Origin of the sequence: Nostoc sp. FACHB-110 (genome assembly GCF_014697425.1) — a bacterium.
In the GTDB taxonomy this organism is placed as follows: Bacteria; Cyanobacteriota; Cyanobacteriia; order Cyanobacteriales; family Nostocaceae; genus Nostoc_B.
Genome location: NZ_JACJRU010000005.1, coordinates 134665 through 151346 on the forward strand (window position 1 = coordinate 134665; position 16682 = coordinate 151346).

A 16682-nucleotide genomic window follows, 5' to 3' on the forward strand; every position below is an offset into this window, starting at 1 on the left:
GGTACTAACTCTTTAGTTATAAACAATCAACATTGGCTTGAGGCTGCTTAATGCAGCCTTAGTGATTTTTTCTCCGCTTTTAGAGAGATGAAGCCCTGATTTGATGTAAGTAGAAATGAAATAGAAACTTACAAGAGGGTAACTAGTATGACCACAGGTAACGGACAATCTCAACAACCTATTAGCAACCTAGAATACGATTTTGTCACCGTACTGCACAACAAAGCAGAAGCAGTAAAAGCATACGATCAATACATCCAAGATGCACAACAAGCCAACTCTCAGCCTTGTGTAGAATTATTTCAAAAATTGCGCCAATCTGACATAGAACACGCACAAGAAATTCGTCAACATCTTCAACAAGTGTTACAACAAGGCAAGATGTAAAACTAAAAATTCAAACACATTAAGCAGCTGATAAAACCAGGCAGACTGAAAATCAGCTGCTTCTACCATTTCTTTGTTAAACTGCGCCAAACTCTCTCTTCTCCCTCTCTTTGCGTACTTTGCGTACTTTGCGGTTAGGTTCTTATTAAGCTTGTGCATTATTCAAACCTACAACTAACACAAAATCAACTTACTTTTGCCAAACTACTAAAATTACACCAGCAATTATTAAACTCAAACCTACAAGACGAGTGACAGGAATTGTTTCTTTAAATAAGAAATAACCCAGTAACATCGAGAAAACATACACTAATGAGATAGACGGGCCAGCCACACTCAGGTTAACTCTAGTTAGCAAAAGTATATAAGCCACAGCACCTAAAGCATAGCAAGCCAATCCTATTAAAAGTTCAGGAATCGTCATGATACTGAAGATATGACTAACAGTATTACTTATAGTTACTTTGCCTAGTTTCAGTGCGCCTGCTTTCAAAAAAAACTGCCCTGCTACACTACTAAAAACAGACATCAACAGTAAACTGAATTCTTGGATAGACACGAATGTATCCTTATTAATTCCGAATTTTAATTTGCTTTCGAGGATTTCTCTTCCAGGGCAAGGTGCAGAAATTTTACAGCAAAACTGCGTTTATCACCTGGGGAAAAAGTAACTTTTTGGTCAGGCCAATACTTATATTTAAAAACTATTGTATTCACCCCTGTAAGACTCTTAAACTCAATTTTACTTTCAATCTTAATATCTTTGTTGATATCATTTATCTTTTCTACTGTAGCCCCATTGATTTCTATCAATAAATCTTGTCCTTGCAGTGGATTCATCAACGTAAAATTTAAAGTAAGTAACTTAGAATCGTGCAACTTAAATCTCAGTTCAGTTTCTGGAACTAAACCCCAGCGCCATGAATTAGCAGAATTATTTGTCAGGTGTCCTTGATTAAGTCCAGTTAGGTTTAAACCATAAGGTACTTGAAACTTTAACAAGTCAGCTTGAGATAAATCTAAATACGGTTCAAACTTAAGAGTGCGACCTAAATTTAAATTAACTTGATTTTTTAAATTAGCAGGTTTAGGAATAAATTTTACCAGTCCAGCACTAGGAACTTTTGTTTCTATCACTGGCTGGCCAAAACGAGTATAAAATTCCTGAACGCAATCTTGAGAGAAAAAATCTACATAAAGATTAATACCTGCAAAGTCATTCAGTTTAAAAAAATCAGTAAAAAAATTCCATTCATCAGCATTAAAACAACGGGTTTGATGACTAGCTAACATAATATTTTCATTATCAGGTGCAAAAAGCTTATCCCAGCCAGCATCTAAATATGGTTTTAATTGCGAAGGATGTAAGCGACCAAAATAATGTCCCAAAACTTTTTTCTCATGAAACCTTCTTAGGGTAGAAATTGAACCATTCTTTCCATAATAGCGGCAAAGATTAGAAGTACCGACTCCATTACCTCCTACAGCACAAAATGGCCAATCTAAAATTGCTTCTCCTGGTTGAGCTTTGACATATTTCATATATGCCAAAAAATTATTATCCCAAAAATAAACAGGCTTCTTGTTGGTATTATCCGAATAAAGTGAATAAGCAGTATAAATTTCAGTACAAGCCAAAATCACTAAAACTGTTATAACTAATCGCCTAATATATATTTGTAAATTACTTAAATTGATATTTAATCCCAGAAGACAAAGTATAACTGGATAGAGAATAGTAAAACGCCCTTGGACACGGCTAAAAGCAAACCAAGGAAACATCTTCAATGTGGGAAAATAAGTTGGATGATAAAATATACAAAGCCAAAAAATGATTAATAGCGGTATATAAATAATTATTTGTTTGCGCCCTTGCCATAAGCCAATAGATGCAATAGTTAGTAAAAACCAGCCTGGACTACCAGCACCTAAACCTTCTGGAAAGTCGTTAAACAATACCTCTACAGAAATTTTTCCGGGATGGTAAAAGGGAAAGAAAGGAATTAAAATTCTTTGCGGATCAGCCCACCAAGCCCCACTAGGAATATTAGTAAAATCAAAACTTTTTGCTTCTCTAGCAATTTGAAAAGCTAAAGGAAAATTAATAAAAGTTATTACCAATAATAAGCATAATAAAAATGAATATATATTTATATTTGAATAGAGTTCACTTTTATACTTTTGAAGTATGGTTTTAAATAACTTTATTAAAGTAATATTTTTTTGAATCAAAAATTTATAGCTTATCAAAATAACAGCAAAAATATTAGAAATTGTAAATGACATTAAGGCACAGCCAGCTATATAACCTAACTCTTGTCCTAGAGATAAACTCAGCAGACAAGCTCTTATTAAAAGCAATTTTAAAGAGACATCACCTCCTAAAGCTATTCTTTTTAGGATCAAAAAATCAGCAATTACGTTAAGGACAGTCCAATGAATTACTGAATAGCTAAGATGTTCAGGATACTTATGAATTGCATAAAAACTAAAAAAAGGAATTATGAATGCAGCACCACTAGCACGCACAAAACCATAATCTTTAATAAGTAGAGCAAAACTGCCAACACCTGTTATTAATACACTTAAAAGATAGTATATTTTTAGCCACGGGCCAAGTCCAAGAATAGAGGAAAAAATAGCATAAAAAATATCTCTTTCAATTGACCAAGGCTGAAAAACTTGATTAGTACCGTAAGGATAAAATGCTTGATTGTTAACTAAATCTAGCTGAGGAAATGGTGTAAATTTGATATTGTGTCTTAGATAAAATCCAGCATATTCCCATTGCTCTGTATCACCAAAACCAATCAATGGGTGTGCAAAATCTTTAACAATCAAGAAACTAAAAGCTAAAAGGACACATAAAAAAGCTAGGATTAAAATATAATTATTAATTCTATATTTTTGATAAAACATAATTAAATTACTTGTTGAATTCAATATTTTTATTGGGAAATATTTCTTCTAAGCCTAAAACAAAATAATGATAATCTCTGTGTGGTAGGAAATTAAAATTATTTCTGCCATTAAGAACTAGAAATACAAAACAGATAGATATATTCATAGATTGTAAAAGAATGATAAAAGATAATCCTGCTACATAAGGGGCCCAGTTAGGAATAGCTAATCTAATTAATATGACAATACTAATTAATATAAAACTGCATAACATTAGTACTAAAGTAGCAATTAAAAGCCTTACACCAATGATATCTCCGTAAACTGAAATTGCACTGAGTCCGTGGATTACTAAAGAGATAAAATTCATTTTTGACTTTCCTGATAAGCGTGAGCCGCGCTTGCAAGGAATTTTTACCCAAGGTAGTTTAGCTTTTAAAATACCAGAGGAATAATGATTCCATATTTCTGAGATAACAACTATTCTGGATAATAATTTGTAGGGAATAAGACTAAAATTTCCTATGCTGATAGTTTGGCCTGTTAATATTTTATAAAGTAATTTATAAATAAAATAAAACGTTCTAAATAAAAAACTTTCCGAACGTTGAGTTCTACAAGCAAAAACTATTTTTTGATATTCTTCGTCATTACATTTTTCGATGAGCTTTATAACATCTTTGGGAGCATCTTCTCCATCCCCATCCATTACTAAAACTGCTGGACAATAAATGTAGGCTTCTGTATAAGCTAAACCTATAGTAATGGCTCTTTGATGACCTAAATTTCGCTTGAGTTTCAAGCAACTAATTTTTTTGATAGATTGAAAATTGGTAGTTATAAATTTTTCATGGGCAGGGATAGTTGAAGCATCATCTATCACTAATATTTCACATTTAATTGCTGCGTCAAAAAGTACATAATCCAAATGTTCTAATAAAATTCCTAAAGAATACCAATCATTGAAAACAGGTATTAGTATGACAATAAATTCAGTTTCATATTTTTGGAAATTTTTCATATATTTTTTTACATGAGTTTATGTGCCTAAATCTCATTGCAAGAGAAAAAAATGTGAATGAATAAAATTGACTGTTGATGCAGTTTTTTTAAAATTGCAATATCTTGAATCCGTTTTAAAATAGGAATGAGGGTAAATATTAACTAATGCTAAATACTCATCAAGTAACAAATACAAGATGAGAGCTATCCTATCTTTGCTAGGAGTGTATAGACTACTGTATAATTCCTGAACTTTGAGCTATCTTAAGTGGAGATAGCTATATGTTTTATAGTAAGTTTCTAGATTTGTAACTAATTAACCTACATAAATTCCTAATAATCAGCAACCTGACTTATTTGAAAAGTCAGGTTGCTAAGATTATCAACTTTGATAACTTAAATAAAATTTATATATAAAAATCAACAATTATTAATAATAAAATTATCCATTTTTACAAAAACTTGAGAGGAGATAGTTCAGCATTTTTCAAAGCATTACGCAAAGCTATGTTTGCTGCTATGCGGTAATCAATCTCTCTAGAATCAACTTCATGATAACTGCCATTATTGATAATAATTTTCATGGCAGCTAGGGCAATATTTGATTTATGGAAATAGTCAAATATGCCATCAATAATCCCTTCAAAAATTACTGGGATATAATCAGATGTAATAGTTCTTTCATCATTAATTTGCCAGATAATTTGAATGTTTTTATTATCGGGTTTCGGCTCCAACTGTAAACATAAATGACCGTAACTGCCAACACTAGAAGACTGGCGAATAAATTTACCTTCTGCTATTAATACTGTAGAAATAGAATAAAGATTAAATTTTGGTGTTTTCCATACATCTAATTCCAGCATTCCTGCAAAACTGTCCCAGATATTAGTAGCCCAGTGCCATTTTTCAACATAACTACAAATGTGATCCCAATCATAGTTACGTACACCTTTATAAAATTTTAATAAGTGATATAACTCGCTAATATCTTGTGAGTTTGGTTGTTTAGTGTCTATTAATTCAAGTAATTTTTTCGCTACTTCTATTGTCTCATTTGTAAATGATTCTTCTGTGTCTTCATATGCACTAAGTTCTGGTTGTTGATGTAATAACTCAATAGTGCGATGCAACCATTCTACATTTTTAGTTCTTGCCTCATAAGTGTAATATTGGGCATGGCTGAGTTTTTTATCATTCATATAGCTCATTAATTTTGTTTGCAGCATTGCTATCTATTTGGTGTGGCTTCACCAAATTTAATTGCGAGAGCGATCGCCACACTCACTGCTAAAATTAATGTCATACTCAAGGCTGAACCAAACCCCCAATTTTGGGTAACGCCAAGAAACTGGTTGTAAACTAGGCGTGCTGCTGTCATACTCGAAGCACCACCTAAAAGTTCTGGATCAACGAAATCTCCCAAGCCAGTAATGAAAACTAGCATGGAAGCAGCAGTAATTCCTGGTAAAACTTGAGGTACTGTAACTTTCCAAAAAGCTTGTGTGGGATTTGCACCTAAATCGGCTGCGGCTTCTAATAAGCGCTTGTCTAGTTTTTCTAAAGACGCATATAAAATTAACACCATATAAGGTAATAGGCTGTAACTCATCCCAATTAATACAGCCGGAATGCTATTCAATAATCCTAAAGTTGGTAAGCCTAATTTACTTAAAATAGTATTTAATAAACCTGTGGGACGTAAAATCGTAATCCACGCATAAGAACGCAGTAGCGAAGAAGTCCACAAAGGTAAGACAAAGCCTAATACAAGTAAATTTCGCCATTGTTTGGGAGCCATCTGTGCTATCCAGTAAGCTACAGGAAAACCTAATAATAAACAAATGATAGTTGTACCCATAGCTAACCATAAAGAGCGCAAAATTACTTGTCCATACAGTGGGTTAAATATCCGAATATAATTAGCTAATCCACTAGGATTGACAATATCGCCTGGGCGAATGTTCGGGACTAAACTCAACTGAAAAATTATTAAGGTTGGTAATACTAATAATAGTAATAACCAAATTCCCGCAGGAGCCAGTAATATTAATGGTTGGATTAAGTGAAATGCAGGGCGATTGAGTTTTTCTAAATTAGGAATATCTTCAGGAGAATTAATAGAAGTCATATTTTATAGATATTTATTTGATTAATTATTAATTGGTTAACTACTAGTTAATTGAGTCCAATATCGTTCATAAACTTCTTCAAAATCACCTAGAGGAGTAATTCGTTCACACTTTTCTAAAAGTCTTTGTTCGGGAAATAAATTTTTATTATCTTTTATTATTTTGGGCAATAGTTCAAACCCGGCACTATTGGGAGTAGAAATATTTAAATTTTGGCTAGTCATGGCGGCAACTTCTGGTTGTAAGCTAAAGTTAATCCAAGCGTAAGCCCCCTCTAAGTTTGGCGCGCTTTTCGGCACAACAATTGTATCAGTCCATAAAGAAGAACCACTCCGAGGAATCACATATTTAAACTTAGGATTTTCTTTAATGACTCGGATAGCATCGGCTGAGTAACACATAGATAATACTAAGTCTCCAGCCAGAATTTGATTTTGCCAAGCATCAGTATCAAAAGATGCGATCGCAGGTTTTAATTCCTGTAATTTTTTATATGCTTGTTTTAGTTGATCTTCATCTTTGGAGTTATACGAATAGCCCAACATTCTTAATACAGCACCCATCACTTCGCGGACATCATTTAGCAACGTCATCCGATTATGGAGTACCCCTTGATTTTGCCAAAGGTAATCCCAATCTTCAGGGGCTTTTTGAATAACTTCTGAATTGTAAATTAAGCCTGTAGTTCCCCAATTAAATGGTAAACTATGATTATTATTAGGGTCATAACTCGGGTTTTTAAACTGGGGTAATAAATTCTCTAAGCCATTCAGGCGAGTATGGTCTAATTTTGTTAATAAATCTTTTTCTACCATCTTCTGTACCATGTAATCAGAAGGATAAATTATGCTGTATGCACCACCACCTCCAGCTAATAGTTTCGCTAGCATTACTTCATTAGAATCATAAGGGTCTACCAGCACTTGTAACCCTGTTTGCGTAGTAAAAATTTGTAATAGTTTTTTATCGGAATATTGCGTCCAAGTATAAATATATAGTTTGTCACTATGGCTAGATTTAGCCGCAGCCCTCACATTTGCTAATTTCCAGCCACAACCAGCTAAAGATAAACTAGAAAACGCAGTCAAAGTTTGTAAAAATTTTCTTCTATTTCTCATTGGTCATTTATCACTGCTAATTTAGATTAGTAATTTTGCCTACTGACCAATAGCTAAACAATCACTTTCTGCCCATAAAACATAAATTGGGGTGTCTTGGTCTGGCAAATTTCCAAATGTATTCGGCTGCAAAACGTTAATATTTATTCCATTGGTCAATTCCACAACGTAGGTGATATGAGTTCCTAAATACATGACATTAACTAGTCGCCCTTCAAACGAGTTAGTTGGTAAATTGGGAGGATAGAGAGATAGTTGAATTTTTTCAGGACGCACACTGACAACTACTGGCTGAGACAATTCTGTGGGTGTGTATTCAGTGCGAGTCACAACAATTTTCAGTCCGGTTTTAGTCAAGACTTGGATACAATCAGCTTCTACCGCAGCAATTTCTCCACTAAATAAATTAGTATCACCAATAAAATCAGCCACAAAAGCTGTTTGTGGACGTTCGTAAATTTCGCTGGGTGTACCAATTTGTTCAATTTTGCCTTGATTCATCACGGCAATGCGATCGCTTAAAGATAATGCTTCTTCTTGGTCGTGAGTTACTAAAATAAAAGTCAGACCTAACTTTTTATGTAGATTTGCTAATTCTACTTGCATTTCTTTACGTAGCTTTAAATCCAAAGCAGCTAAAGGTTCATCTAAAAGCACCACAGCCGGATGATTGACCAAAGCCCTAGCTAAAGCTACACGTTGCTGTTGACCACCAGAAAGTTGACTGGGAAAACGCGATCGCAAACTTTCCATTTTCACTAGTTTTAAAGCATCTGCCACCCGATTTTCAATTTCTGATTTGCGTAATTTTTTTTGTAACCGCAATCCAAAAGCGATGTTATCCCAAACATTCAAATGGTTAAACAGCGCATAACTTTGAAATACAGTATTGACAGGTCGGCGATAAGGCGGAACATTAGTCATAGATTGACCTTGAATCAAGACCTTACCCGCGTCAGCTGTTTCAAACCCAGCAATTAATCGTAATGTTGTCGTCTTGCCACAACCAGAGGGGCCTAAAATACTAAAGAATTCGCCTCGGCGAACATCTAAATCTATTCCGTGTACTGCTGGTTCTTGTTTAAAAAACTTAAACACATGACGCAGTTCCACATCAAGCGGCTGAAAAGAGGTAATTCCTCTTTGATTCTGGGCAACAGATTGAGCCATAATCCTCAGTAGAATGCCGTGATTTTGCCTGATTATTGAGAGTGAAATTAGCCCATTAAGCAGACTTAAATAACACTTTGGTTTATTGTATCCGCCAAAATCCCAAGATTAGGAATATCCGTTGTGATTTTTACAAGGTGAATACTAAAGTAAATTTTGGGCATCCTAAACCCATAATTGTCATTTCCGAATTTTTACTTAAATATATGAGCAGTAGTCTTTTGATACTGCAACCCCCTAGATTTATCTGCCCAATCAATCTAAAATCTAAAACCTAAAATTGTTTGACTTATGTCTTTATTTCCATCATCCTTACCTAACAGTAGAAGGGATACACGAAGTGTCGGACGCGGTATCCAATCAATATTTTTAATTGCATTTACCCTATTGGCGATCGCAGGTATTGAAGGACGACTAGCATATTTACAAATCGTGGAAGGGCCACAACTAAGAAAGCGGGCAGAATCAAACCGTGTCCGCACAATTCTGAAGCAGCCAGAACGCGGTAACATTTTTGACCGTAATGGTAAGTTATTAGCCACCACACGCTATCCCCATTCCGTATATTTGTGGCCAATGGCCCATACTAAACCTTCTTGGTCAGTAGTAGGGCCGCGGTTATCAAAAATTCTCGGCATCTCAGAAGATGAAATGGAAAAGAAATTAGAAGCAGCAGGTGCGAATTCTGCTTCCCTCATTCGGATTGCCCGTGATGTCAGCGATGCCCAAATTACAGCCTTAAAAGAGTATGAAAGCGAACTCAAAGACGTAGAAATTAACACAGATGCAGTACGTTTTTACCCACATGGCAAAGAACTAGCCCATGTACTCGGTTATACACGCGAACTGACACCAGACCAGTTAAAAGAAAAGCAAAAAGAAGGCTACCGTCTGGGTGATGTTATTGGTCAGATGGGAATTGAAAAAGCTTATGAAACTACACTCCGGGGTGAATGGGGAGGTCAGCAAGTAGAAGTAGATGGTGCAGGTCGTCCCATCCGGATTTTAGGTAGCAAAGAAGCAAAATCTGGTAAAGATTTGCACCTCACTATAGACTTAGAACTGCAAAAAGCTGCTGACAATGCTTTAGGTAAATATCATGGGGCAATAGTCGCCCTCGATCCTCGCAATGGTGCAGTTTTGGCGATGGTGTCTCATCCAGGTTTCGACCCCAACATTTTTTCTAAGCAAAAACTCTCACAACAAGATTGGGAAAGTGTTCAAGGTCAAGACCATCCCCTAGTTAACCGGGCTTTGAGTGCCTTTCCTCCTGCCAGTACCTTTAAAATTATCACTACAACTGCTGGGTTAGAAACTGGGAGATTTTCACCCGATACAGTCCTACAAACCTACGGTTCGCTCACCTTTGGGGGCGTCACTTTTGGCGAATGGAATCACGCTGGGTTTGGGTCATTGGGATTTGCACGCGCGATCGCCATGAGTAGTGATACATTCTTTTATCAAATAGGTAAGGGTGTCGGCGGCCCCGCGTTAATTGAATGGGCGCGGAAGTATGGGTTTGGTCAAAAAACTGGGATAGAGTTTGCCCGTGAAGAATCACGAGGTTTGGTTCCTGATGATGCTTGGAAACGAAAAGCCTGGAAAATACCCTGGACTGTTGGCGACACAATTAATATGTCAATTGGTCAAGGTGCTTTGCAAGTAACACCAATGCAATCAGCAATTATGTTTTCTGTCCCTGCCAATGGTGGATATCGCGTGAAGCCACATTTGCTAAAAGATAACGAAGACGCTAAAAGCTGGCGCGAATCTTTAAATATGAAATCAACAACTATCAGCGTTCTGCGTGACGGACTGCGGAAGGTAATAACCGAAGGGACAGGTAAACGCTTAAATCTACCCACAATTGCCCCAGCATCCGGTAAGAGTGGGACAGCCGAAGCTGGTGTGGGTCGGCCTAATCATACTTGGTTTGGAGCCTATGCGCCTAGCGATCGCCCCGAAATTACCGTTGTCGCCTTTGGTGAAAATTCCGGTGATCATGGTGGTACAGTTTGCGGCCCAATGGTATTACAAGTCTTAGAAACGTATTTTCAGCACAAGTATCCAGGTAAGTACCAAAAATCAGAATCAGCAAACTCTCAAAACGCCAGTGGTGGCGATGATAGTAGATAGAATATCAACCAAACCAGCAATCCTTTGAATGCGTATTGCTGGTTTTATAAATCCATATAGCCTACGAGGTGAAATAATTACACTCACACTCACAGGAGAGTGACAATGAAAAAAGTAGCGGTGTTCGGCAATGCTGGAGGCGGAAAATCAACTCTCAGTAAAAGATTATCCGAACTGACTGGTTTACCACTTCATGTCTTAGACAAAATTCAATATCAACCAGGAGGCGTTCAAGTTTCGGATGAAGAATATCAGCACGCCCATCAGCAAATTTTAACTGCTGACCGATGGATTATTGACGGGTTTGGTTCTATGGAAACCCTCTGGCCGCGACTGAACGAGGCAGATACTCTAATTTTTATTGATTTACCTTTATATGTGCATGGATGGTGGGTAACTAAACGATTCATTACAGGATACTTAAAACCACCAGAAGGCTGGCCGCAAAACAGCCCAATATTAAAGAGTTCCCTAACTAGCTACCGCGTACTTTGGTTATGTCACAAATATTTAACCCCAAGATATCGTGAATATATTGAGCAGGTTAAAAGTACCAAAAATGTTTATCATATTAGCTCCACTAAAGATATTTCGCAATTTTTTGAATCAATTGAAAAAGATATTAAGTTGAATAACCGTGCATCAGCTTCAGGTTTGCAATGATGATTTACCCCAGAAAACCTTTTAGGAATTTTCTCTTTGATAAGATTCTAAAATTCCACTGCGAATCATCAGTTGTGGCCAAATAAATACAAAAAATCCCATCCAAATAAGTACAGGAATAGCCACAAGAATTGTTAACCAAATAATTTGAAATAGTAACCAGCTACCACTGATTAAAATTACAGATGTGAGGATAATAGACCAAGGTTGACACCACCAAGGTTTGTACTTCCAAGGATTTAAGGGCTTTTGTTCAGACATATAGCAGTAAACAGGCTAGAAATTTTCTTTTTGTATGTATTTTATAAGGATTAGAGACGCGAAAATTGAGGCAGCGCGTTGCGGAGGGAACCTCCGTTGTAGCGACTGCCGTCGCGTCTCTACATCTGGTGCAGGTGGAATGGCTAATCAGTTTACAAGTCAAGCATTGACAATATAAGGTGAATCAATCGCCGCTACACGGCCAGCGTCAACCAAAGCTTGATAAACCATCACTGCTACCTCAGCGCGTGTAGCATCGCGGGTGGGGTTTAGTTGCTTTAAGTTAGGATGGTTGACAATGATTTTCTTGTCTATGGCTTTAGCTACCTCATCTTTGGCATAGTCGGGAATTTTTGCTTGGTCATCAAAAATTTTGATCGCGTTGGCTACGTTACCAGATATACCTAGCCCTAAACCATTCACAAGAGAAACTATAACTTGCACACGCTGAATATTTTGGTTGGGGCGGAAAGTATTATCAGGAAAACCAGAGAGGAACAAACCTTGATAAGCCTGTTGAATGACTTTTGATGCCCAAAAGCTGGGTGATACATCTTTAAATATAGTTGCAGCGCGATTAGGTGCAGGGCTGAATGCTTTCACAACTAGTGCTGCATACTGCGCCCGTGTCATGGTTGCATCCGGTTTAAAGGTGCGGTCTGGAAAACCGTTAATTATCCCTTGTCTGACTAGTTCTCGAATAAAAGCTGCTGCCCAATGATTACCAATATCGGTTAAGTCTACAGCACTGGGTGTGGGTGTTGGGGTTGGTGTGGGTGTAGGTACTGGTGTTGGTGTCGGTTCAGGTACAGGGTCAGGATCGGGGTCAGGGGTTGGTGTGGGTATTGGTGTTGGTGTTGGTGTCGGTGTTGGCGTTGGGATAGGTACTGGTGTGGGTGTTGGTGTGGGTGTTGGTATTGGTGTGGGTGTTGGTATTGGTGTTGGTGTCGGTGTCGGTGTTGGCGTTGGCGTTGGTGTTGGGCTAGGCGTGGGAGTAGGTGCTGGGGTACTGGCAAACTCAATACTGCCACTGACTTTATTGGGGTCTATTTGATTGCCTACAGAAATCAGCTTGTTAGAACTGACATTTTGTAAGTCAAATTTGCCGTTATTGCGGAAAATATTACCACCAGGTGTAGTTGTGCTACCAATATCCGGTAAAGCTGTGGCAATCACAGTTAAACCATCATCGGTATTATTTTCACTCAGGTTGTTGCGTAATACTGGGCGAGCGCTGCCAGAAACTACTATACCAGAACGGTTTTCGGTAAATTTGTTATTGGTGAGGGTGGGTGATGCGGTATCACTAATTGCAATGCCAAAACCTGTTTTAAAGCAGGCGTTATCTTGAATTTGACCTTGGGAATTTTTAGCGATCGCAATTCCATTGGCGGCATTTTCTGTAAATACATTACCTTGAATTGTTGGGTTAGCATCGCCTGTGGCAAATATTCCTTCACGCTTACAACTTTTGAAGGTGCAGTTGGCAATGGTAGGAGTAGTTGATTCTGCCCAGACACCACTACCGCGAGAAGCTGGGTTTGTTACCGTCACTCCCCGCAATTGGGCGTTATCTTGCATAACAAAAGTGACGTTTTGTTTAGCAAAAGTCCGACTGAGGAATTCACCACTACCTTCAATGACAACGTTACTACCTTTGTTAGCTTCGTTACCAACAATTGTCACGCCCGATGGAATTGTTAACGGGAACGTTTCACCACTACCAACACTGTAATTCCCATCTGCTAGTTGAATTGTCGTGTCGGGTGTAGCCACCTTGAGGGCTTGTGTAATGGTTTTAAAAGGGGCTTGTTGGCTACCAGAATTGTTACTATTACCTGTTAAAGGATTTACGTAAAATTTTTGAGGCATATTTATATGGCCAAAATATACATAGTCATAGTACTAACGCTAACCATAACAATGGCTAGCGATCGCTAAAATTTGCAACATTGACTACCAATTTCAGCCACTACATTCCAGAAAAAGCGGCAAACACTTGCCTATTCAGCATTGCCTATTTTTGGTGCTGACAAAATTAAATGGCGCAATTGCGATCGCCCCGACCAACGCCACCAGATTGCTAAAGTTGATTTTGCAGTAAAATCACGATGGATGGCGTAACGCAACCAACAAAATTTTAAACAAATCCCTGGTTCATAAGTTAACAGCCAAGTTTGTTCATACCTGACTAAATCACCTATCCAAGCAGGTTCTAAGTTTTCATATTGAGCCACCTTAATCATAAAGTTAGCAAAAGCGATCGCATCATCCCGATGTTTTTTTATTCCCGTGGGTAAATAGGTTTCCGCATATCGCCAAAACAAAGTATTAAAATTTTTGCCCAAAACCTTAGCAGTTCTGGGTAACAGTTCTCGTATTTCCCCTAACCGCTTCCACTTGAGAGAATTGGCAAATATATTGACTTCCTGTGATGAAACTTCAGCTAACTGTTGCACTTCATCATCACTCAAACCAAACTCCACACCCACAGCTTGCGGGTTGGCAAAAAAACGCCCTCGAAATTCAGTATTGGTGTAAAGCTGGGCTAAAACTTGCTGGGTTTGTGCTAACCCCATCTTTGATAACTCCTAATAAGCTGTCAACTCTCAAACTCTCTTACCTTCATGTCCTACCCTGCTGAACCCGAAGGGCTTGCCGCAGGCTACCACAGAGGCGCAGAGTTCACGGAGAAATGAGAGTTTGAGAGAGTTTTTGCGTAAGTCCTAATTCTGTTGACGTTGCATAAATGCGTGATGAATTTATGCCTTTTAGCAAGGTTCAGTATCGATAACCCGCGCAGGCGGGTTTTGTCTGTGTAGCCGCGACTTCAGTCGCCAGGCGCACTATATGTATTCATAATCTTTCGTGCTGTCTGCAATTCTTGGACTATTTCTGTAAACGGAGGTAAATTTTCATCCCGTTCTAACACTATCCCTTTCACAGAAATGCGGGCTACAACTTCCGCCATTATTTGCCAAACTTCCGCAGGGGTTGACTGGGAATGACTATCAATTAATACACCATCGTGCCAATGTCCGCCGACGAAATGCAACTGTACAACACCTTCCCAAGGTAAATCATTGAGAAAATCTTGGACATCATAACCATAATTTACCGCATTAGTATGTAAATTCGTCACATCCAACAGCAACCCACAGTCAGCACGTTCTACCACTTCCGCCAAAAACTGCGCTTCGGTCATCTCTGCACCAGGAAGTTTTACCATATAGGTAATATTTTCCAAAATTAACGGCACATCAACAAAGCGTCGCACTTCGGCAATATTGCGACAGAGTATATCTACCGCCTCTTTGGTGTAAGGTAAGGGTGATAAATGCCCAATATCCACACCACCAGCTTTAGTAAAACAAATATGTTCACTCCACCAAGGAGGGTTAAGTTGTTTAATTAAGGTTGCAAGTTTGCGTAAATAATCTGTGTCTAAACCTTCCGCACTACCCAGCGACAAATTAATGGCGTGGGGAATTATCGGGAAATGTGCAGCCAGTATTTCTAATTCTTGTTGTTTTTGTACTGGTGCATCAAGATAATGTTCCGCCACAATTTCCAAAAAGTCCACTTGTGGACGGTTGAGAAACAAATCACTTTTGAATGGTTCTCGAAAACCCAACCCGACACCCAAAGTAGGAAGTTGAGATAACATCATTTTTCTAGTCTCCACCACAACCGCCACAACCACAGAAACGCAGAAAATCAACGTTATTCATGTCTGTGATGATTTTTGCGATCGCCACCACTACACACATTACCAGTAAGATAATCAGTAACTTGAGTATTAGCGATTTTATAACTGTGCTTGGTACAGGTTTAGTTAACATTCTCTACATCTCAATTTTTCAGACAGCCTACGCAACAACTCTCTTAAACTCTCATTCCTCCCTAACTCTTATTTCTCCGTGTCCTCTGCGCCTCTGTGGTTCGATAAATTAAGTTCTATCTCTAACCGCCACAACCGCCACCACAGCCGCCGCAACCACCACCACCACAAGAACTACCGCAAGAACTCCCACTACTACATGAACTGCTACCACCACCGCAGGAACTACCACTACTGCAAGAACTACTAGACGAACTACTGCGGCTACTTGTCGTAGAATAAGCCGATGGTAAGAATGCTTTATAGTAAGCATTGTAGGCAGTTCCAGCAAAAGATTCAACACCAAATAGTGCTAATACCAGTAAGTTGTTATTGACGATAGAAGTTTCGCGCAGTTGCTTGAAAGTGGTTTGAAGTTGTTGCAGATACCTTTTTCCCAGATGGCTGAGAAACTTGTGCTGACTCACATACCACAACAGATAGATAATGGACGACACACCCATAATTATCAAGAAACCAACGTTATGGTGTCCCTTACCCAAAGCTATCAGCAGCTTATAGCCACCCAAGCCAAAAATTAACATCGCGCCAACTAAGCCGACGTTAATATTCCATTCTTGCCACTTCGCACCATACAGCAGTTGTTCATCATCCAACTTTTCTTGATAAGCCTTGCAGAATAACTGTACGCACTCAGTCGCTAACCACAAAGATGTTTTAGCTGTAGTAGGTTCAGAAATTTTCTCCAAAACTTGCCGTTCGACTGGTTGTAAATTTGATATGTCAGGATGGTTAGAGGCTTGACTGATAGTCTGTTTGCTGAGTTGCAAATAACCCTGCTGAATCAAGTTGAATAATACTAAATGGGCAATTCCGGTTGCTTGAGAACGCAAGTAAGCGACTTCGTAAGGATCTGGTTCAGCCGGAATTAAGGGTAAAGGCTGATTTTTCGTCGGATCTTGGACTAATCCTCCACACAATAACAAAGTTGCGATGATAACAACACCATACAATAGCAGAAAGTTCGGCCCATACATATCTGCAACGAAATTGTGCAGTAATGTATCCATT

General features: G+C 38.2%; 16 protein-coding genes. 3 read left to right on the plus strand and 13 right to left on the minus strand.

Annotated elements, in window-relative coordinates:
• Nucleotides 1-147: 147 nt before the first annotated feature.
• A complete protein-coding gene (locus H6G69_RS07590) occupies nucleotides 148-387 on the plus strand; it encodes a hypothetical protein (RefSeq protein WP_190684064.1) in 240 nt (79 codons plus the stop codon).
• Nucleotides 388-577: 190 nt separating this feature from the next.
• Here H6G69_RS07590 and H6G69_RS07595 read toward each other — a convergent pair whose 3' ends face one another.
• From H6G69_RS07595 to H6G69_RS07625, 7 genes are all read right to left on the minus strand, one after another.
• Complete coding sequence (locus H6G69_RS07595; RefSeq protein WP_190684067.1) at nucleotides 578-946, minus strand: EamA family transporter; 369 nt, start codon at nucleotides 944-946, stop codon at nucleotides 578-580.
• Nucleotides 947-972: 26 nt separating this feature from the next.
• Entirely contained in the window at nucleotides 973-3306 is a 2334-nt protein-coding gene (locus tag H6G69_RS07600) for a hypothetical protein (protein ID WP_190684070.1), read from the minus strand.
• 7 nt (nucleotides 3307-3313) lie between these two features.
• Nucleotides 3314-4309: a glycosyltransferase gene (locus H6G69_RS07605; RefSeq protein ID WP_190684073.1), complete on the minus strand. Its 996-nt coding sequence runs from the start codon at nucleotides 4307-4309 to the stop codon at nucleotides 3314-3316.
• 433 nt (nucleotides 4310-4742) lie between these two features.
• A complete protein-coding gene (locus H6G69_RS07610; RefSeq protein ID WP_190684076.1) occupies nucleotides 4743-5519 on the minus strand; it encodes a hypothetical protein in 777 nt (258 codons plus the stop codon).
• A gap of 2 nt (nucleotides 5520-5521) precedes the next feature.
• Nucleotides 5522-6421: an ABC transporter permease gene (locus H6G69_RS07615; protein WP_190684078.1), complete on the minus strand. Its 900-nt coding sequence runs from the start codon at nucleotides 6419-6421 to the stop codon at nucleotides 5522-5524.
• A gap of 36 nt (nucleotides 6422-6457) precedes the next feature.
• A complete protein-coding gene (locus tag H6G69_RS07620) occupies nucleotides 6458-7540 on the minus strand; it encodes a PotD/PotF family extracellular solute-binding protein (protein WP_190684081.1) in 1083 nt (360 codons plus the stop codon).
• 39 nt (nucleotides 7541-7579) lie between these two features.
• Nucleotides 7580-8710, minus strand: a complete 1131-nt coding sequence (locus H6G69_RS07625) for an ABC transporter ATP-binding protein (RefSeq protein ID WP_190684082.1) — start codon at nucleotides 8708-8710, stop codon at nucleotides 7580-7582.
• Nucleotides 8711-9001: 291 nt separating this feature from the next.
• Between H6G69_RS07625 and mrdA the strand changes: the two genes are divergently transcribed.
• Both mrdA and H6G69_RS07635 read left to right on the plus strand, forming a co-directional pair.
• On the plus strand, nucleotides 9002-10846 hold the full coding sequence (mrdA, locus tag H6G69_RS07630) for a penicillin-binding protein 2 (protein WP_190684085.1): 1845 nt from the start codon (nucleotides 9002-9004) through the stop codon (nucleotides 10844-10846).
• A gap of 105 nt (nucleotides 10847-10951) precedes the next feature.
• A complete protein-coding gene (locus H6G69_RS07635) occupies nucleotides 10952-11509 on the plus strand; it encodes an adenylate kinase (protein WP_190684088.1) in 558 nt (185 codons plus the stop codon).
• Nucleotides 11510-11530: 21 nt separating this feature from the next.
• Here H6G69_RS07635 and H6G69_RS07640 read toward each other — a convergent pair whose 3' ends face one another.
• From H6G69_RS07640 to H6G69_RS07665, 6 genes are all read right to left on the minus strand, one after another.
• Nucleotides 11531-11770 carry a DUF6737 family protein gene (locus H6G69_RS07640; RefSeq protein WP_190684090.1) on the minus strand — a complete coding sequence of 80 codons (240 nt, stop codon included), beginning with the start codon at nucleotides 11768-11770 and terminating at the stop codon, nucleotides 11531-11533.
• A gap of 159 nt (nucleotides 11771-11929) precedes the next feature.
• Nucleotides 11930-13642 (minus strand): DUF1565 domain-containing protein, encoded by a 1713-nt coding sequence (locus H6G69_RS07645; protein ID WP_190684093.1) that lies wholly within the window; start codon nucleotides 13640-13642, stop codon nucleotides 11930-11932.
• Between the two features lie 131 nt (nucleotides 13643-13773).
• Nucleotides 13774-14349, minus strand: a complete 576-nt coding sequence (locus tag H6G69_RS07650) for a hypothetical protein (RefSeq protein WP_190684095.1) — start codon at nucleotides 14347-14349, stop codon at nucleotides 13774-13776.
• Between the two features lie 251 nt (nucleotides 14350-14600).
• Complete coding sequence (locus tag H6G69_RS07655) at nucleotides 14601-15440, minus strand: DUF692 domain-containing protein (RefSeq protein ID WP_242072002.1); 840 nt, start codon at nucleotides 15438-15440, stop codon at nucleotides 14601-14603.
• Between the two features lie 4 nt (nucleotides 15441-15444).
• Entirely contained in the window at nucleotides 15445-15612 is a 168-nt protein-coding gene (locus H6G69_RS07660) for a hypothetical protein (protein WP_190684099.1), read from the minus strand.
• 121 nt (nucleotides 15613-15733) lie between these two features.
• The gene (locus H6G69_RS07665) at nucleotides 15734-16681 is read right to left on the minus strand and encodes a TIGR04222 domain-containing membrane protein (RefSeq protein ID WP_190684102.1); all 948 of its coding nucleotides are present in this window, start codon (nucleotides 16679-16681) and stop codon (nucleotides 15734-15736) included.
• Between the last annotated feature and the right edge of the window lies 1 nt (nucleotide 16682).